This window comes from Petrimonas mucosa (genome assembly GCF_900095795.1).
Taxonomy (GTDB): domain Bacteria; phylum Bacteroidota; class Bacteroidia; order Bacteroidales; family Dysgonomonadaceae; genus Petrimonas; species Petrimonas mucosa.
Window position 1 is genome coordinate 1,083,475 of the sequence record NZ_LT608328.1, and the last position, 16,560, is coordinate 1,100,034.

Here is a 16,560-nt window from a genome sequence, read left to right on the forward strand (position 1 = left end):
CTTATTATAACGTTAAATTCAAACCTACGTTAATCACTCGCTGAATGGGATAATTTAGTGCTGAACGTCCCATTTCAGGGTCCCACATCTTAAAATTGCTCCAACAGAACAAGTTTGTACCTGACATATACACACGGAGGTTCGAAAGATGTAGCTTATTGACAAATTTTTGCGGAAGGGTATAACCCAACTCCACTTGTTTTAAGCGCAAAAACGAACCGTCTCTCATCCACCAGGTACTATAAGGCATATTATTGCTATTGTAGTAAGCACTGTAGCGGGGCCAAAATGCGTAAATATCGCGATTATCTTCGCTCCAATGGCTATCATGAATGCTTTTCAAGAGTTGGGTGTTGCCCACAAACGGTGCCATATCAGGCGCATTAATCCAGAAAGATTCGTTTGCTAATCCCTGGAAAAACACCGATACATCGAGCCCTTTGTAACCTGTAGAAACTCCAAACCCGTAAATAATTTCGGGAGTAACGGGATTCCCAATAGGAACTCTATCCGCGTCAGTAATTACACCGTCCTGATTTACATCGGTATATTTGATATCACCACCACCGTATTGAGAACCGAACGCAGCTTGTGAAGGACTGTTTAACGCCTCTTCATCATCAATAAACAAGCGCTCAGCTATGAACCCCCATTGTTGTCCGATTGAGTATCCTACGTGTTGACGCCAATATTCCTTGTACTCAGGCTCCTCATACACCTCATATTTGCTTGTAGAGTAGGTAAAGTTAGCACGAGCGGATGTCCAAAAATCTTTGTTCCAGCTTTGCTTGTAGTCAGCTTGTATATCAACACCTCTTGCCGATGCTTCTCCAATGTTTGCCGAAATACCGGCTTGAAGCCCCATTGTATTCGTTATATCTGCCCGAGACATAAAGATATCGGAGCGATATTCGGTGAAATATTCAGCAATAACATCAATTTTATTAAATAAGCCTAATTCCACGGCATAGTTTTGTTTCAAAGACTTTTCCCATGTAATGGCATCATTGGCGTATCGCAACACGGAAATTCCGGTAGAAGATACTCCCCGATTCTCTCCGTAATAAGATGTTCTGCCGGCATCATTCATAGCCATTTCCGATAAATAGTAGAAACGGTTATAGCTGGAGCCGATATTATCGTTTCCCACCAATCCGTATGAGTAACGCAGCTTCAGGTTATTAACCACTTTATTAAGCGGTTTGAAAAAGTTTTCTTTAGAAACTACCCAAGCAAGACCAAACGAGGGGAAGAATCCCCAACGGTGATTTTTTGAGAAACGCTCAGAACCGTTGTAACCGAAGTTAAACTCCGAGAAGTATTTTCCATCCCATCCGTAGGTGAAACGTCCTGACAATCCGGCGTTTCGAGAAGGAAGCGAGAGCTGAAGCGAACCCGGGTTTGCTGTTAATCTTTCCCGAACGGTAAACACCAACAATCCGGTCACATTGCTACGACCGAACTCACGTCCCCAATTTAATCGGCTTTCCGAATACATAGTACTAATTACATTCTTGGCTCCCTCACCATAGGTCAGATAATCGGTACCGTTTTCATTCAAACGTGAAATTTTGTATTCACCCGTGTAGGAGTCGTAGTTGCCCAACGTGTACCAGTAAGGTCTGAAACTTCTGGTAACCGTGAAGTCTGAATAACGTGTAAGGTTAAACAGTGTCATAAAGTTTAAGCCTTTGGTGATAAAATCAAGCTTTTGATTCAACTCCACCGCTGCAATCATCTGCGAACGGTCGTAGTCTTTATAACCTTTTACCATTTCAGCGTAAGGGTTGATATAGCCACCATCACCATAATTTCCGAATAAGATATGCTTAATTCCGATATGATCCTCATCTATGGGATAATAGGGAGGAAACAACACAGGATCGGAGTGAAGCACCTGACTGTAAACCGCGCTACCTCCATTTAACGGTCCGGTATAATCATCGAAGTTACCGGTTAAGCGGATAGCCAATTTAGTGGTTGGCCCTGTATTGATATCGATATTGGAACGAAGTGTGTAGTTTTTAGAATCAATGTTGTTATTAAACGTATTGCGTTTATCCACTTTTAAAATTCCCGTGTCGTGAGTAAATGCACCGGAAACATAATAAGTGGCTACTTTACCTCCCCCACGAATAGAAACATTGGCACGGTTGCTGTTGGAGTAATCCTTAAACATCATACTATACCAATCATTACTTGGGTAGATTAAACGGTTAGCATTGGGTTTACCCGTTTGCTCAATCTTATCGTAGCTATACATCAGGTCTCCCAGCGGGTCTCTGGTAGTAATGGCTTCGTTGTACGCCTTCATGTAGGTAACAGGATCAGCCAATTCAACTGTTTGCGTGGGTGCCGAAAGAGATGTCTCTAAACGAACAAACACTTTAGCAGCACCTTCCTGCCCTCTTTTGGTTGTTACGTGAATTACACCGTTTGCTCCGCGAGCACCGTAAAGAGCCGTAGCTGTAGCATCTTTCATGATGGAGAAACTCTCAATGTCATCTGGCTGTAAACGGGCCAAGTCGGTACTTGTCAATTCAATATTATCAATTAAGATCAAAGGATTTGTGTTAGTACCAAAAGTGGTAATACCACGGACGAAGAAGTCTGCGTTATCCTGACCCGGCTCACCGGATCTCTGATATGCGATAACCCCTGCCACATTCCCTGCCAATGCCGTGGTCAAGTTGCTGGAGGGAACTTTTAAGTCTGCAGGGCTAACGGTGGTTATTGCCCCAATCACACTCTCTTTCTTTTGTTTTCCGAAAGCGACAATCGTTACTTCATCAAGCTCACTGCTCGCAGGTGACAACTGTACTTCAATGAAGGTTTTATCTCTGACAGCTATTGTTTGGGACTCCATGCCCAAAAATGAAAAGACAAGTTTGTCAGAAGAAGTGACCTTAATTTCAAAGGTTCCGTCAATGTCGGTTGATACACCCCGGGGGGTACTCTCAACAACAATGCTTGCACCAGGCAGCGGTTCACCTGTCTCTTTTTCGAGTACCCGCCCTTTGACTGTAACTTGCTGTGCCAGCAATTGCGAAGGAGCGATTAACAAGAGAAAGAGGAGGTACAAAACTAAGTTGCATTTTTTTCTCATTTCATTTAAAATTTGTAAGTTAAAATTCGTGTCATAATAAACTTAATATATTATATGATTATCCGCAGTTATTCCTAAAGAATTTAACGGGAAAAAGTTATAAATAAGTTTCAAAAACACTTGCACAATTCACTGATATTCATTATATTTACATCGCTAACGATATAAAGATTCAAACTATGAATATCCTGGATTTTGCTATAAATTACCCCGATGAGGAATCCTGTCGGAAAAAATTCAAAGAACAAAGAGACCAAATGGGAGTAACCTGTCGTCATTGTAATTGTAAAGAACATTATTGGCTGGAAAACAAGCAGGCCTATGAATGCAAGCGTTGTCGCGCACGCCAAACCTTGCGTTCAGGCACCGTCATGCAGCACTCCAACCTGCCTTACCGTTACTGGTTCGTGGCCATGCACCTGCTCACGGCGACCAAGGGCTCCTTTTCCGCGGCGGAGCTGCAGCGCCAGCTGGGGCACAAGCGTTACCAGCCCATATGGGAAATGGTCAATAAACTGCGTGACGTGATGGGCAAACGCGACGACGAGTACACCCTTGAGGGAGCCATCGAGTTGGACGACGCCTTCTTTTCCACCGAAATATCCCTTGAAGAGAGGGACAAACCGTTGAAGCGCGGCCGCGGGAGCCAAAAAAAGACCAAAGTGCTGGTAATGGCTGAAAGCAAAACCGTTGAAAACCCCAAGCCGGGTAAGAAACCCAAGAAGGTTAGATACCTGAAAATGAAAGTGATCAGTGACTTGAAGTCCGGTACAATTACAAGGAATGTCAAAGAGCACGTTGAAAGCACGGCGGATCTGACCACCGATGACTCAACATCTTACACTAAATTGAAAGAGCATGTTCATTCACATACGGCATCTGTTATTCCACACCAGGATCTTTCCAAGGTGCTGCCCTGGGTGCATACCGCGATCAGCAATGCCAAACGACAGCTCCTGGGCGTGTATTACAAGATAAAACCAGAATACTTGCAATATTACCTCAACCAGTTCTGTTATAAATTCAACAGGCGTTACTTCGGGGAAAACCAGTTTGAAAGACTGTTGATAGCCGCTGTAACGTATGCTCCTGATTTCAAGTCAAGAATTTACAATAGGAACTATTGCGGATAATCATATATATTATCTTGTTTATTTCAAAAAATTGAATCCGGAAATCTCAGAGTCAATGGTATTGTGTATAAATGATCATTAGTATTTTAAGTTTTCAAAATTATTTTCTGCAAATATAAATCAATATTTATACAGAACAAACGATTGTTTATTAAATAAAGTTAAATATTAAAGATTGCTTGTCGTTTATTATAAGACTATTAAAAGCTCATCTTAAAGATCGTCCTCCTTTTTTTAGGATTTTAATAGGTTGTTATCAAATGTTGTTAGCATTTAATCATCAGATTAATAGAGTTTTATTTTGGATGAGGTTGTCGTGAATTAAACAAATAACTTCTCTTGTCGGTATTTCGACTTCAAATTTATTTTTAAGCTTTCGCAAGTTTTACCATTATAAATACTTTTTTAACTACCAATGTCTTACGAATATCTTAGCTCATGATTATTCTGGTTGGGTCGGTGTTCGTCATGTATGCTTCGGTAGTGTTACATTTAGTGTGTCTCTAGTCTATTGCTTTATCAGTCTTATAACAAATTTATTTCTTTTTTTTAATTTCACCTAATCCATGACATGTATTTTTTAATTCCGATACTTGCACAAGGATTACATGCGCAGCATGCAACTTGCTTGTCCTTGTGCAAGTAAGAGGAATTAAGGACCTTTGTCATGGGTTGGCGGGAAATACCTTCACTCACCGGGGAACAACGTCTTGTCCCTGTCAATACCGGGTAATTCCCTGTTATAAGCATCCTTGTCCATCGCCACTTTACCGATGAGTACCAGTACCGACTCCTCATTGGGCATTGCCCCTCGCATCTTCAATACGCGCCGGAAGTCCTTGTTAAGCCGCTCTATCCAATTTGTGGTGTAGACCATTGACTGGATACGGGGGTGGAATTGCAGATAGGTGAAGTAATATTTGTAGGAAATATCCTCCCCCATCCTTTTGATGCTCCTGTAATCCTTTCCCCATTTTTGGCAAAGTGCCGTCCAGTTTTGCCAGGCTTCGCACTTGGTGTAGTCTTTCTGGCCCGTACGGAACACTTCGCGTAAATCTTCCGCCAGCTCCATTTTGTCACCATGGCGCACTTTGGAGAGCATGTTGCGCTTCAAATGGGTGACGCACCGCTGCAGCAGGGTCTTCGGATAAACGACCGACAGGGCCGAGTCCAGGCCTGTCAGCCCGTCGCTTACCAGCAGTCCTATATGACCTGCCCCACGACTTTGGACATCCCGGAAGATATCTTCCCAGCCCGCGGCACTCTCCGTGGGGCGGTTGTAAATACCCAGCACCTCACGCTTCTTGTCCTCTTTCACCCCCAGGACCACATAGAAAGCCTCAGTGGCTACTGAACGTTTACGGTGGATCTTGATATGGATGGCATCCACCAATACAATCGGGTAATAACCCTCCAACGGACGGTTCAGCCACTCCTGCACATCGGAGCGCAAGTAGTCAATCATGCGCGAAATGCTGGCTTTGCTGTAATGCTCACCGTAAATCTCACCGAAGATCTCGCCGACCTGCCCCTGGGTCAAACCCCTGCAATAAAGGCTGCCGGCCAAACGTTCGCACTCCAGTTCCTGGTCACGCAACAATGCAAGAATCTTTGGATGGAAGTTGCCGTAACGGTCACGTGGAATCCTGAATTCCAGAACACGGCCATGCCCGAAACTGCGACCCTGACGGTAACCATTCCCTTTGTTACCTTTTGACTGGTCTAAAAACTCGCGACGCTCTGCCAGCATCATACTCTCAAGCATGATTTCCATTAAATCGTGTAACCCGTTTTCGCGCTCTGAATGTTTGGCCATTACGGAAGAAAGCTGTTCCTTTGATAGTAACATAGTCTTTGAATTTTATTGTTTGTTATGGTTATTTGCAAAACTAATAAAGTTTTTAGACTATGTTCTTTTTTTACAGGTACAGACACACTTTTTGGAACAGTATCTATGCTTCAATCCAGTTTGGATTTTATTCATTATTATTACTTAATGCTTTTTGTTCATCATGAATTTTTATAATATGGTTAAAATGTTGTTGTTTAGATATATGTGTGTTCTTGAGGAATATATACAAAAGTGTACGTTATTATCGAAAAAAATAAATTATTTACCTATATGGCCCCTTTGTTTGTGTTGATCTTATTGATTTATTTTGTTGTGATAACGATTGAGCATTTGTTGATCTTGTTTTTATATTGATTAAATTTGCCCATTTTGAACTAGTATTTCACCTCTTGGGATAGTTTTATATTATTTGTTTGGAGTAGGGGGTAATCTTTTTGTTGTACTCTGACGGACAAAGATGGTTTATCCCTGTCTCTATCCGGTAATTCTCTGTTGTAATTATATAGTTTCCGCTGTTATTTTTCCATAAACACAAAGGCTGGTTTTCACCCGGAGATAACTCCGATCATCCTCGTTATGAATCTATTTTTTTGGAATATCACCGTACCAAATTGTTTTTTTTATCAAATCAAGGTATTTCTTCTCTTTTTTCTTTCCCTTATTTGTGAAGAACCATTTTAGATACAACACAGGCCTATTGGCCTTGCTTATTGCCAATCCGGTACAGTGCACGTATTTTTCTTCGTACGGTTTGTCCATAGGGATATCATAAATAAAAACGGAGTCGGCATTAAAAAGGTTTCGCGCCTCTTTTCCTGCCAATACGGTAATATGCTTGTCAGGGTCAATCCAAGCACGATAATCGATATCCAACGCCGCTCTGATCTCTGAATAGATAATACTGCGGGGAATTCCCACTTTCCAATTGGGGGTTTTGAGGATGGTAGAGTCTTTTTTCATAAGTTCTTCTATCTCTTTTCTCTCGCGTGAAGAAAAGCATGGGGTATCTCCGACTCTATCTGTATGTACAGGGTAAAAGGGATATAAGATTATGCACTGCTTGTCTTTTGACCTCAATACGGGAGTGTACACGAAAGTTACATCCCTGTTTTGATGAATTCTCCACTGTCTGAGCTGTTTTTGGTCGATAAAGTTACGGGGCATCGTGCAGGTAATTCCTAACTTTTCATCCATAAATTTGGCGTATTCTGGTAATGTGCGGGTGTTTTGTTCCGCTACTCTTTCTTGCCATAATTTTATTTTTGAAGGGGAAGCGGAGCCACAACCTATAACAAGGAAAATAAGCCCCAACAGACAAAACAATACTACTTTTTTCATAATCTCAAATTCAGTATTTAACATTTAACGTGAGTTCGGGATAAGAAAATCATAAAAAAAGTTGTGATATAGGGAGATTATTTGTATATTTATAGCTGTTAATTAAACAAATAACAAACATCAACCCTATGATCACAACAGACAAAGTTATTGAAATATTTTGTATTGCCGACGATTTTTGTGCAGAATATGAGAATGAAATCCGGAATCACCAACTTCAAGCAGGTGACATAACGAAAAGGAGAAACAGGAAAACGCAAATGTCCCAGAGCGAGATTATTGCCGTGATGGTCTGCTTCCACTGTGGAACCTTTCATAATTTCAAGAATTATTACCTGTTTTATATTTGCAAGCACATGAAGAGCTATTTTCCAAATGCCGTTTCCTACAACCGTTTTGTCGAGTTGCAACCCAGGGTGATTGTACCTTTCATGCTGTTGCTCAAACTCTTTGGATTTGGTGAATGCACAGGCATTACATATGTGGATAGCACTCCAATCAAAGTATGTCATAACAAGCGTATCCACTCGAATAAAGTATTCAGGGATTTGGCACAAAGAGGGAAAAGTACGATGGGCTGGTTTTTTGGATTCAAGCTTCATCTGGTCTGTAATGAAAAGGGTGAATTGCTGAATTTCTCTCTCACAAAAGGCAATGTCGACGATAGAAACCCTGACGTAATCAATGTTCTTACCAAAGATCTTTTCGGTAAACTATATGCAGACAAGGGTTACATCAGCACAAAGCTCTTCGAGATGCTGTTTGACCAGGGAGTTCATTTAGTGACCGGTATACGCTCAAATATGAAAAATTCCCTGATGTCATTCCGCGACAAGATTCTCTTACGCAAAAGATCTGTAATTGAGTCCATCAATGATGAACTGAAGAATATCTGCCAGATAGAACATTCAAGGCATCGTTCCACACATAATTTCATCATGAACATAATTGCTGCATTGGTGGCATATTGTTTCTTTCCCAAAAAGCCTTCAATCAAATTTGAAGTGGAAAAGTCAAGTCAATTAACCATTTGGGGATAATATGTTATCCCGAACTCACGTATTTAGTATCTTATATCTTCTTCTTATTCTCCAATTTTCTATAACTACATCTTTGCCAGTTTGTTCGTCCCAAATATATGCCAATTCCCCATCTGAAATAAGTAAGACCGCTGCATGCCCTGTGCCATCCCAATAATCAAGAACAGCCATTGTTCTGGTATTACCTGCATTTAAATAGTTAAATGATTATCCGCAGTTATTCCTAAAGAATTTAACGGGAAAAAGTTATAAATAAGTTTCAAAAACACTTGCACAATTCACTGATATTCATTATATTTACATCGCTAACGATATAAAGATTCAAACTATGAATATCCTGGATTTTGCTATAAATTACCCCGATGAGGAATCCTGTCGGAAAAAATTTAAAGAACAAAGAGACCAAATGGGAGTAACCTGTCGTCATTGTAATTGTAAAGAACATTATTGTTATTGGCTGGAAAACAAGCAGGCCTATGAATGCAAGCGTTGTCGCGTACGCCAAACCTTGCGTTCAGGCACCGTCATGCAGCACTCCAACCTGCCTTACCGTTACTGGTTCGTGGCCATGCACCTGCTCACGGCGACCAAGGGCTCCTTTTCCGCGGCGGAGCTGCAGCGCCAGCTGGGGCACAAGCGTTACCAGCCCATATGGGAAATGGTCAATAAACTGCGTGACGTGATGGGCAAACGCGACGACGAGTACACCCTTGAGGGAGCCATCGAGTTGGACGACGCCTTCTTTTCCACCGAAATATCCCTTGAAGAGAGGGACAAACCGTTGAAGCGCGGCCGCGGGAGCCAAAAAAAGACCAAAGTGCTGGTAATGGCTGAAAGCAAAACCGTTGAAAACCCCAAGCCGGGTAAGAAACCCAAGAAGGTTAGATACCTGAAAATGAAAGTGATCAGTGACTTGAAGTCCGGTACAATTACAAGGAATGTCAAAGAGCACGTTGAAAGCACGGCGGATCTGACCACCGATGACTCAACATCTTACACTAAATTGAAAGAGCATGTTCATTCACATACGGCATCTGTTATTCCACACCAGGATCTTTCCAAGGTGCTGCCCTGGGTGCATACCGCGATCAGCAATGCCAAACGACAGCTCCTGGGCGTGTATTACAAGATAAAACCAGAATACTTGCAATATTACCTCAACCAGTTCTGTTATAAATTCAACAGGCGTTACTTCGGGGAAAACCAGTTTGACAGGCTGTTGATAGCCGCCGTATCGTGTGCGCCTGATTTCAAGTCAAGAATTTACAATAGGAACTATTGCGGATAATCATTAATAGTTATAATACATAGGAGGTCCAGCTTGGTATTCGTAATTAAAAAAATGACCAACTGCAAACCCCATCAATTCCAACGGTACTCCATATTCCGCGTAGCCTTCTATGCTGTCATTCAGGAAGGCATTAATTCCCGAATATGTGTAATACCCGCCCAAGTCATTTGATATCGCATGGATGGTGTGAGCTACGCAGTTAATGTTGTCACCAAACTCTACGGTATCCGATCTTAGATGAGGGGTGGTGGACTTTTTGCTTTTCGCATTAACAAGTCTATTTGAATTTTCAACAATCTGTTTTATATACGAAAAAAGATTCTCTGATATATTTATTTCTTGTCCATTTTTTTGAACAATTTCATAAAAACCGTTTTCAGACACTATCTGAATACGTTCCAATGCAAGAATAAAATTGTTTAGTTCTTCTTTGGATAGTTTATCTAAACTTTGCTTGGTAGCACTAAATGAAAGAAATTTTGACCCGTTATTCAGTGAGTCTTGTTGACAACTATTTGAAGAAAAGAATGCAAGTACAATTATTATGCTTGCTAAAAATCCTGCATACTTTAACTTATTTTTATTCATAATCGTAGAGATTTATTACATGTAGACACATTTTTTACGTACAATGAAGATAAAAACCAATGAAAGAGCAACTTGAGCAACACTGTTTATTTATGGGAGCATTTAATTTTTTAACGGTGGCTGGAGAATGGATTGCTCTATTTTTTACAAAAATGGAGATATTTTGATTGATAAAGTACTTTTTTTAGTTAAATAATGTTGTTTTGCAAAAAAGGCTGATTCTATAGTCAATACTTCGGTAAATATTCAATTAACCAATTAAAATTCAATGATTTACACAACATAGTTTAACATAAAAAAGATGGTTAAGTAGCTGATTATCAGTATCTTTATAGCTGATCAAAACCTAATAAAGATGGATAGAACCAGCATACTTAACCAATATAGAGGTATCTGTAGTGATGTTCTTGGTGAACTAACTACGAAGTTAAACAAAAGTTTCAAATCATTCCTTATGGAGACGCTTATTTTGTATCTGGTCATTCCCGGCAGGATTAATTTCCTACAATTGGGGAGATATGGCAAGTCGTGTGAACAGCGATTTCGCCAGAACTTCTCGAAGGATTTTGATTGGCTGGAGTTTAACTTGTCTTTGTCTGATAGGGTATTAACCGGAGATCGCAAGGCAATTGCCATTGATCCCAGTTATATATCCAAATCAGGAAAGAATACCCCTTGGATTGGTTACTTCTGGTCGGGTGCAGCCGGTCAGGCGAAAAGAGGATTGGAAATCCTGGGAGTGGGCCTTATAGACGTCGACAACAAGGATTGCATCAGTCTACAGGCCGTTCAGACTCCGGACCGTCAAACCCTGGAGAGTCGTGATGCCAACCTGATTGACTGGTACCTGCTGGTCATTAAATCGATGCGGGAGAAACTCCATCGGGCAAGCCGTCACGTGGTTGCCGATGCCTACTTCGCAAAGAACAACTTCGTTACGGGTCTGCAAGAGATGAAGTTTGATCTGGTCAGCCGCTTCAGGGATGACGCCGCACTTTATTATCCAACACTGCAGAAACCGACAGGCAAGAAAGGCAGGCCTAAACTCTACGACGGAAAGATTGACATGGCCAACCTGGATACAACCAGAGTGCAAAAGATCAATATTGATAACGGTGATCTCTACACCTTGGTAGCCTATTCCAAATCACTTAAACGGATGGTCAGGCTTGTCGTCTGGTATTCCAAGGATGGGAAAAAACCAAAACTGTTCTTCTCTACCAATCCTGAGATGAGTGGAAAAGATGTTATAGAATTTTACCGCACCCGTTTTCAGATCGAGTTTTGCTTCAGGGATGCCAAAGGCTTCACAGGACTGATGCAATCGCAGGCAAGGGACGTAGCAAAGCTATCGTTCAACTTTAATGCGTCTCTTACCTCAATAAACCTGGCAAAGGTGCTGGCAAGGGAAAGAGGTATTCCTTTTTCGATGGCATCATGTAAAACGATGATACACAACGCCTACTTGCTTGAACGATTTATTTGCGTGTCTGGCATAAAACCGAACAGAAGATTAAATGATAAACTTGTCAAGGAACTCATTGAGTTTGCAGCAAGTGCTGCTTGACTCCAAACTATATTTTTAACGAACTATTGATAGTTGTTCATCCAGAATCACTGTTGTCCGATAAAACTTTTTTCTGAAGAAGTACGAGGGCAAATCTGAGTTTGCCCATCGTACTAATAATTGTAGCTTTGTATTTAGCACAAAACAAGACTACAATGAACAAAAGTACTTATTTTTTCGGACAATCGGTTTTCGGACAGCTCATATCTATGATAGATTCAGGAATCATCGCTCGAAACAGCAAACGCCACAAGGCTGATCATTACGTGAAACGTTTCATGGCCAAGGATCACCTCATAAGCATGTTATTTTGTGTTTTCGCCAAATGCTCCTCCCTGCGAGAGGTGGCGGGCGCAATGCTCGGTCTTTCAGGCAAGACCAGGCATTTCCAACTCGGCCACATACCCTACAGGAGCACATTGTCGGACGCCAACAAGCGCCGGAGTGTTGATTTCTTCTCGGGCGTGTATCACGATTTGCTCCGCGAGTATCAACACGTGATCTCGGACACCCGGTTCAAGGCCGTGTTGAACAAGCAGGTCGAGATCTTCGACAGCACGGTCATCAGCTTGTTTCAGGACATCCTGAAGTGCGTCGGCAGAACACCCTCTAACGGTAAACGCAAAGGGGGGATCAAGGTGCACACCGTCATCAATGTGGACGAGCCCGTTCCCAAGATGGTATGGTTCACGTCCGCCGCCACGCACGACCACGCGCTGTTGAAGAAACTCAGCCCCGACGACAACACCATTTACGTCTTCGACAAGGGATACAACGACTACAAGGCCTTCAAGTTGTTCGGCAAGAAGGGGGCCGGCTTCGTCACCCGCATCAAGGACGACGCCGTTTACAAGGTGGAACAAGAGCTTCACGTTGAAGAATGTATTCATAGCGGCGTGCTGGAGGACACCATCATAGAGGTGACCGTCAAGGAGGACGATGGGCAGGGCAAGCTGATGTTGCGCAAGGTGGTGTTCTACGACAGGGTGTTGAAACGCAAGTTCGAGTTCCTCACCAACCTGTTCGACCTTCGTCCCGACATGATAGCCGCCCTTTACAAGATTAGATGGCAAATTGAATTGCTGTTCAGGCAGTTAAAAGGTAACTTCCCCTTGAAGTACTTCCTCGGGGACAACGAGAACGCGATAAAAACACAGATATATTGCGCCTTGATCGTGAACCTCTTGCTCACGGTTGTTCAAAAGCGGTTGAAACGGCGCTGGGCATTCTCGAACCTGGTATCATTTTGCAGGATACACCTGTTCAATTACTTGCATTTGATGAGATTTTTAGAAAATCCGGAACGAGACTGGCAACGGGATGACAAGAATTTAGGGATGCTCACCCTTTTCAGGGGGGCTTACTTTTGAGAATAATAGAAAACTAAAAAAACATGTCTGATAATATGACGGTTGGAAGTCAAGCAAAATTAAAATCAGTTTTTATCGGACGGCAATGATCCAGAATATTCTTTTTTGAGATACTTTTATAATTTGTTGCCATATGGAACAGGATAAGTCTGAAAAAATAATTGAATAGCAGTTTATTTATGGTTTGTCTAAATACATGGTCTATAAAATCAGGTAGCAACTTGTCTCTGTACGGTCCGGATGTTGTTTTGCATGGAATCTTATTGAGATTTTGGGTTGTGCTAACGAACTAAGTTCAAGATAGAAGTGCAAAAGATTTGATTACATTACACTTCTTATCTTAATTGTTTTTTTCCAAAATCCCCTTTCAAAAGTGCTTAAGGGGTTTTGAAAAAAACAATTAGTCAATCAGCAACATAAAAAAATAAAAAAGGAGACCGAAGTCTCCCTAAAATTAACTATTATGTTGCTTATGAAAAAATACAAACAGTTAACTTCAGAACAAAGATATGCTATTTATTTAGGTTTAGAAAACGGTGACACCCAGCGGACGATCGCGAGCTTGATAGGTGTCAGTCCTTCAGCGGTGTCCAGGGAGTTGCAGCGCAACAAGGACAAGCGCGGGGGCTACTCGTGGCGACTGGCCCACGAGATGGCGATGGAGAGAAGGGAACGCCTGCCCGGCAACCGGGCCACCCCGGAACGGATCACGGAGATGCTGGAAGCCCCGGTGTACTTCACCGACCCCTATTCGGCATGGCAAAAAGGATCGATCGAAAACGCGAACAAGCTCATCCGGCAATACATCCCCAAGGGGGCGTCCTTCAAGGACTATCCACCCGACAGATTGAAGCGGATACAGCACAGGCTGAATGAAAGACCGAGGAAAAAATTGGACTTTAACACACCCAAAGTTGAGTTTTACAAACAATTTATGTAAATTGCACTTGCTGCTTGACTCTGCCCATTACTGATTTTATTTGTATATTGATTAATATTACTTACTTTTGACCAGAATTTCATTTTTTGATGAGTAGAACAGATAGATTATATAGTGAAAACGCCGGAAGACATGAGCAATCATAAAGTGAGTATTACTGACATAGCAAAAAAAGCCGGGCTCTCCACGACCACCGTATCAAGGGTCATTAATGGTAAAGGTGAACAATACCGCATCAGTAAAGTTTCACAGCAGAAAGTTCTGGAGGTAGCCAAAGAGATGCGGTATGTACCGAACCTTTACGCGGCCAATCTCCGTACGGGGAAAAGCAATACCGTTGCGCTTATCGTCCCCTCTTTAAGCAATCCGTTTTTTGCTGCCATAGCTAGCGGACTGAATGCAGAGATCAGGAAATACGGATATATTACCATTATCAGCGATAGTGATGAGAACTTTGAAAACGAGAAAAAAGAGTTGGAGCAGCTGAGTGCTAGAAATATTGAGGGGTTGATTATTGTTCCTTCCGGAAATCAGTGGAGGCATATAAAAGAGCTCTATGATCAACAATTGCCCATTATTTGTATTGACCGGTATTTTGAAGATTTGGATTTGCCCTATGTCTCTACGGATAATTATGATGGAGCATTTCATGCTACAAAGTATCTCATTAAAAACGGACATGTATCCATAGCCTGCATACAAGGTGTCAAGGAGTCAACGCCAAACCGGTTGCGGGTAAAGGGATTTAAAGAGGCGCTTGAACAATCGGGTATCCGTGATTATTGGGTTGTTGGAGATGATTTTACTATACAGAACGGATACCTGGAAACGAAACTCCTGATGCAGCAGAAGGTAAGGCCAACAGCCATATTTACCTTAAGCAACACCATTGCAATGGGATGTATAAAGGCATTGAAAGAGGAAAATATACGCATACCGCAGGATGTTTCCATTATAACGTTCGATGAGCACCCCTATCTAGATTTTTTGTCAACACCCCTTTCGTATGTTGCTCAACCCGTCGACGATATCATCCAGATCGCGGTCAAGTATCTTTTCTCAAGGATGCAGAACAAGGATATGAATGTGATCAAGGTGCTCCTTAAACCTCAAGTTGTGATCAAGGAATCAATCAAGACATTGCTGTAAGAGCATCACTTCTCCTTTCTTATTTCCGGTTGCCGTTGTTTCGTGCAGTAAAACGGAAGGTTTTGACCTGTTTCCCCTTGGTGTCAGAAATCTTGAGATCCATTACACTGTTGTCTGCCCTGACACTGATCATCTGCCGGTTGTGATTTACCAGTACAGGAAAGTTGATTGCATCGCTCTTTTCCCGGTAAACATGGGTGTGAAGGTGGGCACTCAGCATCAAGTCGATATCGGCCCCGTTCAGTATCGGAACAAACTTCTCAAGAATCTCTTTCTCGCCGTGCCATTCTCCAAGAGGGGGTATATGGACGATCACTATCTTGAAGGGGGATTGCCTGAAATCATCGCACTTGATCGCCTCTTCCAGCCACTTGGCCTGTTCGGTGCGGTAGTTGTCGAAGGCTGCAATGCCGTTGTATTCAATATCCATATCGGGTTTATCTTCACCGCAGTCAAGCACGATAAAGCAGACCGGCCCTTGACGGAACATGTAGTAAAGTTGCCCGGTAGGGGTGGGAAAGTAACGGGGAAAAGTGGGTGCGAAGTTTCCCCTGGTTTCGTGGTTCCCTCTCGCATAATAGAACGGGGTCTCTTTGGCAAAGAGTGTAACCGCCTTGTCCATGAAATTGTCGAAGAGCTGCTTTTCTGAACGCAGATCGGTAGTCATGTCGCCGTTGAAGATAACCATGTCGGTTTTCTCCCATTGGGTCCCGGTCAGGAGTGAATCCATCAGCTCATTGTTGCCGTGAATGTCATTTAATACCAGGAACGAAATCTCCTTTTTCTGTGGATTGTTGGTAGTGAACTTCAGTGGAGCCTCGCTGTATACATTGCTGGCGGCAGTCCGGCCGTAGGTTATGTTGTACGGCTGGTTGCTCAGCACCTCCTGAGAATAGATGCGGTAGCGGTAGGTTGTGTTGGGTTTCAGGTTCTTCAGCTTGACCATATGTACCGAATCAATCACTTTAAAGCCGTATGATTCTGCATAAAAACGGGGGCGCTGTTCGCCATAGAAATGGGAATTGTCGTCCGGGGCCAGTTCTACCCACGATATGGCCTCTTTATTGGTCGTCCAGACAATGGTCACCTCATTTTCCGTCAAGCCTTGCAGGTAGGGACCGTGGGTAATGGCGATCCGCGATTGGGACAGCAGAAGTGTTGAGATACTCATGAATAGAGTAATCCA

The 16,560-nt window shown here is 42.4% G+C and carries 12 protein-coding genes; 7 read left to right on the top strand and 5 right to left on the bottom strand.

Annotation, left to right across the window (positions count from 1 at the left end):
- Nucleotides 1-4: 4 nt before the first annotated feature.
- On the bottom strand, nt 5-3,106 hold the full coding sequence (locus tag ING2E5A_RS04250) for a SusC/RagA family TonB-linked outer membrane protein (RefSeq protein WP_071136335.1): 3,102 nt from the start codon (nt 3,104-3,106) through the stop codon (nt 5-7).
- Nucleotides 3,107-3,285: 179 nt separating this feature from the next.
- Here ING2E5A_RS04250 and ING2E5A_RS04255 point away from each other — a divergent pair, with 179 nt between their 5' ends.
- Nucleotides 3,286-4,239, top strand: a complete 954-nt coding sequence (locus tag ING2E5A_RS04255; RefSeq protein WP_071136336.1) for an IS1595 family transposase — start codon at nt 3,286-3,288, stop codon at nt 4,237-4,239.
- A gap of 688 nt (nt 4,240-4,927) precedes the next feature.
- On the opposite strand, the gene ING2E5A_RS04260 is transcribed toward ING2E5A_RS04255, so the two are convergent.
- Nucleotides 4,928-6,088, bottom strand: coding sequence for an IS256 family transposase (locus ING2E5A_RS04260; RefSeq protein WP_071136337.1), 1,161 nt, complete (start codon nt 6,086-6,088; stop codon nt 4,928-4,930).
- 585 nt (nt 6,089-6,673) lie between these two features.
- Nucleotides 6,674-7,429: a hypothetical protein gene (locus tag ING2E5A_RS04265; RefSeq protein ID WP_071136397.1), complete on the bottom strand. Its 756-nt coding sequence runs from the start codon at nt 7,427-7,429 to the stop codon at nt 6,674-6,676.
- Nucleotides 7,430-7,557: 128 nt separating this feature from the next.
- On the opposite strand from ING2E5A_RS04265, the gene ING2E5A_RS04270 reads away from it, so the two are divergent.
- On the top strand, nt 7,558-8,469 hold the full coding sequence (locus ING2E5A_RS04270; RefSeq protein ID WP_005842164.1) for an IS982 family transposase: 912 nt from the start codon (nt 7,558-7,560) through the stop codon (nt 8,467-8,469).
- A 328-nt stretch (nt 8,470-8,797) separates the two neighbouring features.
- Nucleotides 8,798-9,757, top strand: coding sequence for an IS1595 family transposase (locus ING2E5A_RS04275; protein WP_071136339.1), 960 nt, complete (start codon nt 8,798-8,800; stop codon nt 9,755-9,757).
- 3 nt (nt 9,758-9,760) lie between these two features.
- On the opposite strand, the gene ING2E5A_RS04280 is transcribed toward ING2E5A_RS04275, so the two are convergent.
- Nucleotides 9,761-10,348 (bottom strand): hypothetical protein, encoded by a 588-nt coding sequence (locus tag ING2E5A_RS04280; protein ID WP_071136340.1) that lies wholly within the window; start codon nt 10,346-10,348, stop codon nt 9,761-9,763.
- A gap of 355 nt (nt 10,349-10,703) precedes the next feature.
- Between ING2E5A_RS04280 and ING2E5A_RS04285 the strand changes: the two genes are divergently transcribed.
- The 4 genes from ING2E5A_RS04285 (at nt 10,704) to ING2E5A_RS04300 (ending at nt 15,374) form a co-directional block, all read left to right on the top strand.
- The gene (locus tag ING2E5A_RS04285; protein WP_071136341.1) at nt 10,704-11,915 is read left to right on the top strand and encodes a transposase; all 1,212 of its coding nucleotides are present in this window, start codon (nt 10,704-10,706) and stop codon (nt 11,913-11,915) included.
- Between the two features lie 155 nt (nt 11,916-12,070).
- Nucleotides 12,071-13,285 (top strand): IS4 family transposase, encoded by a 1,215-nt coding sequence (locus ING2E5A_RS04290; RefSeq protein WP_071136342.1) that lies wholly within the window; start codon nt 12,071-12,073, stop codon nt 13,283-13,285.
- A 472-nt stretch (nt 13,286-13,757) separates the two neighbouring features.
- The gene (locus ING2E5A_RS04295) at nt 13,758-14,225 is read left to right on the top strand and encodes an IS30 family transposase (RefSeq protein WP_071136343.1); all 468 of its coding nucleotides are present in this window, start codon (nt 13,758-13,760) and stop codon (nt 14,223-14,225) included.
- Between the two features lie 132 nt (nt 14,226-14,357).
- Complete coding sequence (locus tag ING2E5A_RS04300) at nt 14,358-15,374, top strand: LacI family DNA-binding transcriptional regulator (RefSeq protein ID WP_071138191.1); 1,017 nt, start codon at nt 14,358-14,360, stop codon at nt 15,372-15,374.
- A 19-nt stretch (nt 15,375-15,393) separates the two neighbouring features.
- Here ING2E5A_RS04300 and ING2E5A_RS04305 read toward each other — a convergent pair whose 3' ends face one another.
- Nucleotides 15,394-16,545: a metallophosphoesterase gene (locus ING2E5A_RS04305; protein ID WP_231960437.1), complete on the bottom strand. Its 1,152-nt coding sequence runs from the start codon at nt 16,543-16,545 to the stop codon at nt 15,394-15,396.
- Between the last annotated feature and the right edge of the window lie 15 nt (nt 16,546-16,560).

Coding starts and splice junctions, on each gene's coding strand:
- ING2E5A_RS04255 (WP_071136336.1), top strand. CDS start 3,286: ATGAATATCCTGGATTTTGCTATAAATTACCCCGATGAGGAATCCTGT.
- ING2E5A_RS04295 (WP_071136343.1), top strand. CDS start 13,758: ATGAAAAAATACAAACAGTTAACTTCAGAACAAAGATATGCTATTTAT.
- ING2E5A_RS04250 (WP_071136335.1), bottom strand. CDS start 3,106: ATGAGAAAAAAATGCAACTTAGTTTTGTACCTCCTCTTTCTCTTGTTA.
- ING2E5A_RS04270 (WP_005842164.1), top strand. CDS start 7,558: ATGATCACAACAGACAAAGTTATTGAAATATTTTGTATTGCCGACGAT.
- ING2E5A_RS04265 (WP_071136397.1), bottom strand. CDS start 7,429: ATGAAAAAAGTAGTATTGTTTTGTCTGTTGGGGCTTATTTTCCTTGTT.
- ING2E5A_RS04305 (WP_231960437.1), bottom strand. CDS start 16,545: ATGAGTATCTCAACACTTCTGCTGTCCCAATCGCGGATCGCCATTACC.
- ING2E5A_RS04290 (WP_071136342.1), top strand. CDS start 12,071: ATGAACAAAAGTACTTATTTTTTCGGACAATCGGTTTTCGGACAGCTC.
- ING2E5A_RS04280 (WP_071136340.1), bottom strand. CDS start 10,348: ATGAATAAAAATAAGTTAAAGTATGCAGGATTTTTAGCAAGCATAATA.
- ING2E5A_RS04275 (WP_071136339.1), top strand. CDS start 8,798: ATGAATATCCTGGATTTTGCTATAAATTACCCCGATGAGGAATCCTGT.
- ING2E5A_RS04300 (WP_071138191.1), top strand. CDS start 14,358: ATGAGCAATCATAAAGTGAGTATTACTGACATAGCAAAAAAAGCCGGG.
- ING2E5A_RS04285 (WP_071136341.1), top strand. CDS start 10,704: ATGGATAGAACCAGCATACTTAACCAATATAGAGGTATCTGTAGTGAT.
- ING2E5A_RS04260 (WP_071136337.1), bottom strand. CDS start 6,088: ATGTTACTATCAAAGGAACAGCTTTCTTCCGTAATGGCCAAACATTCA.